The 5358-nt window shown below is 55.0% G+C and carries 5 protein-coding genes and 1 pseudogene; all 6 read right to left on the bottom strand.

Going from position 1 to position 5358, the window contains the following annotated elements; genetic code table 11:
- Positions 1 to 63: 63 nt before the first annotated feature.
- The gene (amt, locus tag HOJ95_16970) at positions 64 to 1440 is read right to left on the bottom strand and encodes an ammonium transporter (GenBank protein MBT6396389.1); all 1377 of its coding nucleotides are present in this window, start codon (positions 1438 to 1440) and stop codon (positions 64 to 66) included.
- A 183-nt stretch (positions 1441 to 1623) separates the two neighbouring features.
- Positions 1624 to 2292, bottom strand: coding sequence for a response regulator transcription factor (locus tag HOJ95_16965; protein MBT6396388.1), 669 nt, complete (start codon positions 2290 to 2292; stop codon positions 1624 to 1626).
- 116 nt (positions 2293 to 2408) lie between these two features.
- Positions 2409 to 3677, bottom strand: coding sequence for a VWA domain-containing protein (locus tag HOJ95_16960; GenBank protein MBT6396387.1), 1269 nt, complete (start codon positions 3675 to 3677; stop codon positions 2409 to 2411).
- A gap of 18 nt (positions 3678 to 3695) precedes the next feature.
- Complete coding sequence (locus HOJ95_16955; GenBank protein MBT6396386.1) at positions 3696 to 4601, bottom strand: MoxR family ATPase; 906 nt, start codon at positions 4599 to 4601, stop codon at positions 3696 to 3698.
- 60 nt (positions 4602 to 4661) lie between these two features.
- A complete protein-coding gene (locus HOJ95_16950) occupies positions 4662 to 5120 on the bottom strand; it encodes a (2Fe-2S)-binding protein (GenBank protein MBT6396385.1) in 459 nt (152 codons plus the stop codon).
- Positions 5121 to 5153: 33 nt separating this feature from the next.
- Positions 5154 to 5358, bottom strand: a pseudogene (locus tag HOJ95_16945) (histidine biosynthesis protein HisIE).

Below are 5358 nucleotides of genomic sequence, written 5' to 3'. Positions count from 1 at the left end.
TGAACCCCCCCCGATTTGATTGGTGTGCGCTTGCTCCCTGTCTGCTATGCGTCCTTGAGGCCTTTATCTGGGATAGGCCTCCATGCCGTGCTCGGCAAGGTCCAGCCCCGTATGCTCAACCTCAGGCTCCACCCGCATGCCGATTATCGCCTTGACCACGTTCCAAATAATCAACGAAAGGGTGAAGGTGAAGGCCCCCACGGCGGCCACGCCGACGATCTGCTTGATGAGGAAACCAAATCCCCCGCCGTAGAAAAGACCCGCTGCACCGCCGGTGAGGGCGGGCACTCCAAAAAGCCCGAGGGCGATGGTGCCGAACATTCCGCAAACAAGGTGAACCGAAAGGGCACCCACCGGGTCGTCGATCTTGCGATTGTCGAAGAAGAGCACAGAGAGGCAGACGATAAATCCGGCGATGGCGCCGATGAGGACCGAGACGGCAGGGGTCACGAAGGCGCATGGCGCCGTGATGGCCACGAGCCCGGCAAGCGCGCCGTTAACGCTCATCGAAAGATCCGCCTTTCCGAACAAATAGCGCGAGGTCAGGCTCGACACCACAACGCCAGCGGCGGCGGCGAGGTTCGTCGTGACGGCGATGTGGGCGATGAGTCCCGGATCTGAGGTGCCCATCGTGCTGCCCGGATTGAAGCCGAACCATCCGAGCCAGAGGATGAAACCACCCAAGGTGACGAGCGGCATGCTGTGTCCGGGGATGGGCGCCACCCGGCCGGTGGAATCGTATTTTCCCATGCGCGGGCCGAGGACAATGATGCCTGCCAGTCCGGCCCAGCCACCCACCGAATGAACGACGGTCGAGCCGGCGAAATCAAGGAACCCCCAGCTTCCAAGCCACCCGCCGCCCCAAATCCAATGTCCCTGGATCGGGTAAATAATGGCGACGAGGATGAAGCTAAAGATCATGAACGAGGAGAAATGAATTCGCTCGGCAACACAGCCCGAGACGATGGTAGCCGCTGTGGCCGCAAAAACGAGTTGGAAGAAAAATTTCGCCATCAGCGGAATGCCCGTCCAGTTGAGCGAGGTGAACACGCCCTTGTAGGCGTCTCCCATGGCGGGGCTGTTGTCGGCGCCTATTACGAATAGGCCGTTCGTGCCGAAAAGAGAGTTTCCGTCGCCGAACATCAGGGCGAACCCGATGATCCAGAAGGCGAGAGATGAAACGGCGACGACGCCGAAATTTTTGTAGAGGATAGCGATGGTGTTCTTTGCGCGGCATAGGCCCGCCTCAAGCATCGCGAATCCGGCGTGCATCCAAAAAACCAAGAAGCCGGCTACCAAAACCCATACCGTGTCCAGGGCGACACGCAGATCGCCCACGCTTTTTTCAATTGCCTTCACATCTTGGGCCCAGGCGCTTCCCGGTTCCCAAAGCAGCGAGGCCAAGCCGAGAAAAAAAACTGTCAGGCCGAAAACGTGCATCTTCAACTCCTTCGTCGAAATGTAGAATCTGGCGAAAAAAGTCAAAGGGCGAATCCCCCTTTGTTAAAGTAGATGCTAGTGCGGATATGTTACAGGGAGATTTCAAGCGAGTTTCGGAGGAGTTAAATCACTGAATTTGATTGAAGTGTCTAGGATAAGGTGTGGCTCAGGAGGCGCGTGGGGCTAGAAGCCAGCTGCATTGAATTTATAGCCAACACCTCGGATTGTGGTGATAAATGATTCGCCCTCGGCCTCTATTTTTGCTCGAATTCGCCGGATGTGAACGTCAACCGTCCTTGGGCCGCCAATGTAGTCCACCCCCCATACCAGGTTCAATAACTGATTTCTGTCGAATACGCGCCCTGGATTTTGCATCAGGTGCTTCAAAAGCTCGAACTCGCGAAAAGTGAGGTCCAGGAGCGCACCGTTTATGCGGATTTCGTAGTGGTCCTCATCGAGGGTGATGCCAACCGCCTGCGCACCGGTGCGGGCAACATCAGCATCGGCAGAGTTTTTCCGCTCACACAGGTTCCGAACCCGAAAGAGTAGTTCCTCCTCGCGCACAGGTTTTACGAGTACATCGTCGGCCTCTATCGGGGTCTTCATGGATTCGACTCGACCGGGCTCTGTAATAAGGAGGATGGGGAGCATGCTCCAGTTACGGATCTCCTCGGCTTTTGGCAGGGCTGGGGCGTCGTCGAGGAGGATGAGCGAGAGGCCGCGCGCACGCACCTCCTGAAGAGCGGTGTCCTCGTCCTCGGCTACCTTGCAGAAATGACCCTCATGCCGAAGGGCGCGCGTGAGCGCTTCGGCGAAGCCGTCATCTGCCGTGAATATTAAAAGATTTGCCATCGTTGCGGCACCCCTCTCGCCGAAGCAATCGGCGAATTGGGCCAGATTATATAACGGATTTCATCGCAATATGAAAGTGGATGTGGAAAAAAAGTGACTCGTTTACAGATTATGTATCAAATTTTCGCAATATGCTCAGTCATATCAACAAGGCTGTCGAGGTTGTGTGCCGACATGAAATCGTCGCAATAGGGTAGTGCCGTGCGCATTCCCCGATCAATTGGGCGGTAGCCGGGGCTGCCCAAAAGTGGGTTAAGCCAGATGAGGCGGTGGCATTTTTTGTTGAGGCGGTCCATTTCCTCGCCGAGGGTTTCGGTGTCACCGCGGTCCCAGCCATCAGAAATAATCATGACGATTGTCCGGCTGTTGAGGATGGTTCTACCGTAGTCGTAGTTGAACGTGCGGATACAATTGCCAATCTGTGTGCCGCCGCTCCAGTCGTGAACTTCGCTGGCGAGCCGCGAGAGCGCCGTTTTTACGTCCTTGTGTCGAAGGTAGGGCGTGGCGTCGGTCAGGCGTGTGCTGAAGACAAAAGTGCGCAGCGATTTGATCTCATTTTGAAGACTATAGAGAAACTGAATGAGGAACTGGCTGTAGCTATCCATCGAGCCTGAAACGTCGCAAATGAGAATGATCTGCGTTTTCTGAATCTTTCGCTTCCGACGAAAAAGCCGAAGAACCTCGCCGCCGGTGCGGATACTTTTCTTGACGCTGCGTTTGAGGTCGATTTCGCGGGCGTTGAGGTCAGATTTTTTGCGCCGGCTGATTTTTGTTGCAAGCTTGGGAACGATTTTTTGGATCAAACGCCGCAGCTCGGCGATTTGGTCGGCGTCAAAAGAAGAAAAATCTTTCCCCGAAAGGACTTCCGAGGGGCTGTAGGAGGGAGTCCCTTCCTCATCGTCCTCAGATTCGCCTGCCTCCGAGGTGGCAGCATCGTCATCCTCGGTGGGAAGGCCCGAGCTTTTCTTGCCCTCTTGTTGGTCCTGGTTCTCTGCGTCCTCGCTTTTTTCACCGCCAGCGCCTTCCTCTCCTGCGCCGTCGGGGATGTCATCATCGAAGATATCGCCCATCGATTCTGAGTTGTCGTCGCTGTAGGGATTTCCTCGCTCATCGAACCAGTACTGGCGGAACACGGCGTCGAACAGCGGAATTTCCTCGCTGCTTGAAATCATGTTGGCTCGCGTGGAGGCATATACGTAGTCGAGGTTCGTTACGTCGAGATGCTCGAAGCTGCGGAACACATCGATGATGCGTCCCGAAGTGATTTTCAGACCGGCACGCCTAAGCACGCGGCAAAAACCGATAATTTCCCCCTCGATCCCGTGTCCGGGTACGCGTACCTTTCGGCGGGGCAGGGAGCCAGCTACTACAGGTCGGATAGTCATGGCAGCACGATGGTCGGGCTAAGCCTCCACCTCCGGAGCGAGGTGAGCGGTGGCGACCATTTTATCGAGGCCTTCCTCATCCAGGCGTTTGATGTCGTCCTGGTACTTAAGGATGCACCCTATGGTGTCGCGAACAGAGTCGGCATCGAGCTCATCTTTGTGGAGCGCGAGCAGGGCCTGCGCCCAGTCGAGGGTTTCTGCGACGCCGGGCCGTTTGTAGAAGTCCATTGTCCGCGCCTCGCCCATGAAACGGCAAATTTGCTCGGCAAGATGCGGCGGGGCCTCGGGAACCTTTGTTCTGACGATCTCAACTTCTTTCTCGAACGAGGGATAGTCCACCCAAAGATATAGGCAGCGTCGCTTGAGGGCGTCGTGAATCTCGCGGGTCCGGTTACTCGTCAGGATTACAACCGGATTGCGGACGGCCTTTATGGTTCCCATCTCAGGAATGGTTATCTGGAAATCCGAGAGGATTTCCAGCAAGAATGCCTCGAACTCTTCATCGGAGCGGTCAATTTCGTCGATGAGGAGGACCGCCGGTTTTTCCTTCGAGCGCACGAGCGCGCGCAGGAGGGGACGCTCAATAAGGTACTCCTCTGAGAAAATGTCTTTCTCCACCTGCTTGGTGTCGCCTTTATTACCTTCCTCCATCTTGATGTGAAGGAGTTGTTTGGCGTAGTTCCACTCGTAAAGAGCCGAGTTCGAATCAAGACCCTCATAGCACTGAAGCCGAATCAACTCGGTATCAAGCAGTTTTGCCAGCACTTTGGCCAGCTCGGTTTTACCAACCCCGGCCTCGCCCTCAAGGAAAAGGGGTTTTTCGAGGGCAAGCGCTAAAAACAGCGTTGTCGATAGTGTGCTGTCCGCTATGTAGTCGAGGTTTCTGATGCTTTCTTGTACGGCTTCAGCCGAACTAAGATCGATGCCTGACTTCTTGCGGCCCTTAGCGCCGCCCGATTGCGATGGTGTCACAATTCCCGTCCTTTACTTGGAAGCCATTTCGTTCGCGGCTGCCTCGATGGAGTCGATGATTTTTACATATCCCGTGCACCGGCAAAGGTTTCCGGAAATGCCTACCTTGATTTCCTGGCGAGTGGGCCTTGGGTTCTCGTCGAGGAGGGATTTTGCCGCCACGATCATGCCTGGTGTGCAGAAGCCACACTGAATGCCGCCCAACTCGATGAATTTTTCTTGAATCGGATGAAGGTTATCGACAGTGCCGATGCCCTTGACCGTTGTGATGTCCCGACCATCGACCTGGACGCCCAGGGCGCAACAAGCGTTCATCGCTATGCCGTCGAGCAGAACCGTGCAGGCGCCGCAGTCGCCGGCCTCGCAGCCATTTTTTACCTCGGTGAAGCCAAGATCGCGTAGTAGATAGAGAAGCGAGGTGTGTGCATAGGCCTCGGTCTCAACCTTTGCGCCGTTCACGGTGAATGAAATCGCCTGCTTGAGGGGAACGGTCGAGGCCGAAGCTTTTTTCTTCGCTGTTTTTTTCTTGGTTACTTTCTTTTTTGCCGTCTTTTTCTTGGCAGTTTTCTTTTTGGTTGCCTTTTTCTTCACAACCTTCTTCTTAGCGACTTTTTTCTTTGCCGCCTTCTTCTTTGTAGTTTTTTTCTTTACGACTTTTTTCTTGGTGACTTTTTTCTTCGCCGTTTTCTTTCTCGCGGCGCTTTTCTTG

Source organism: Nitrospinaceae bacterium, assembly GCA_018669005.1.
GTDB lineage: Bacteria > UBA8248 > UBA8248 > UBA8248 > UBA8248 > UBA8248.
The sequence above is the reverse complement of the archived record's forward strand: the minus strand, read 5'-3'. Positions and strand labels throughout refer to the sequence as shown.

What these genes read in the sequence shown, in the direction of transcription:
- HOJ95_16960 (MBT6396387.1), bottom strand. Translation starts at nt 3,677, where the DNA reads ATGACTATCCGACCTGTAGTAGCTGGCTCCCTGCCCCGCCGAAAGGTA.
- amt (MBT6396389.1), bottom strand. Translation starts at nt 1,440, where the DNA reads ATGCACGTTTTCGGCCTGACAGTTTTTTTTCTCGGCTTGGCCTCGCTG.
- HOJ95_16965 (MBT6396388.1), bottom strand. Translation starts at nt 2,292, where the DNA reads ATGGCAAATCTTTTAATATTCACGGCAGATGACGGCTTCGCCGAAGCG.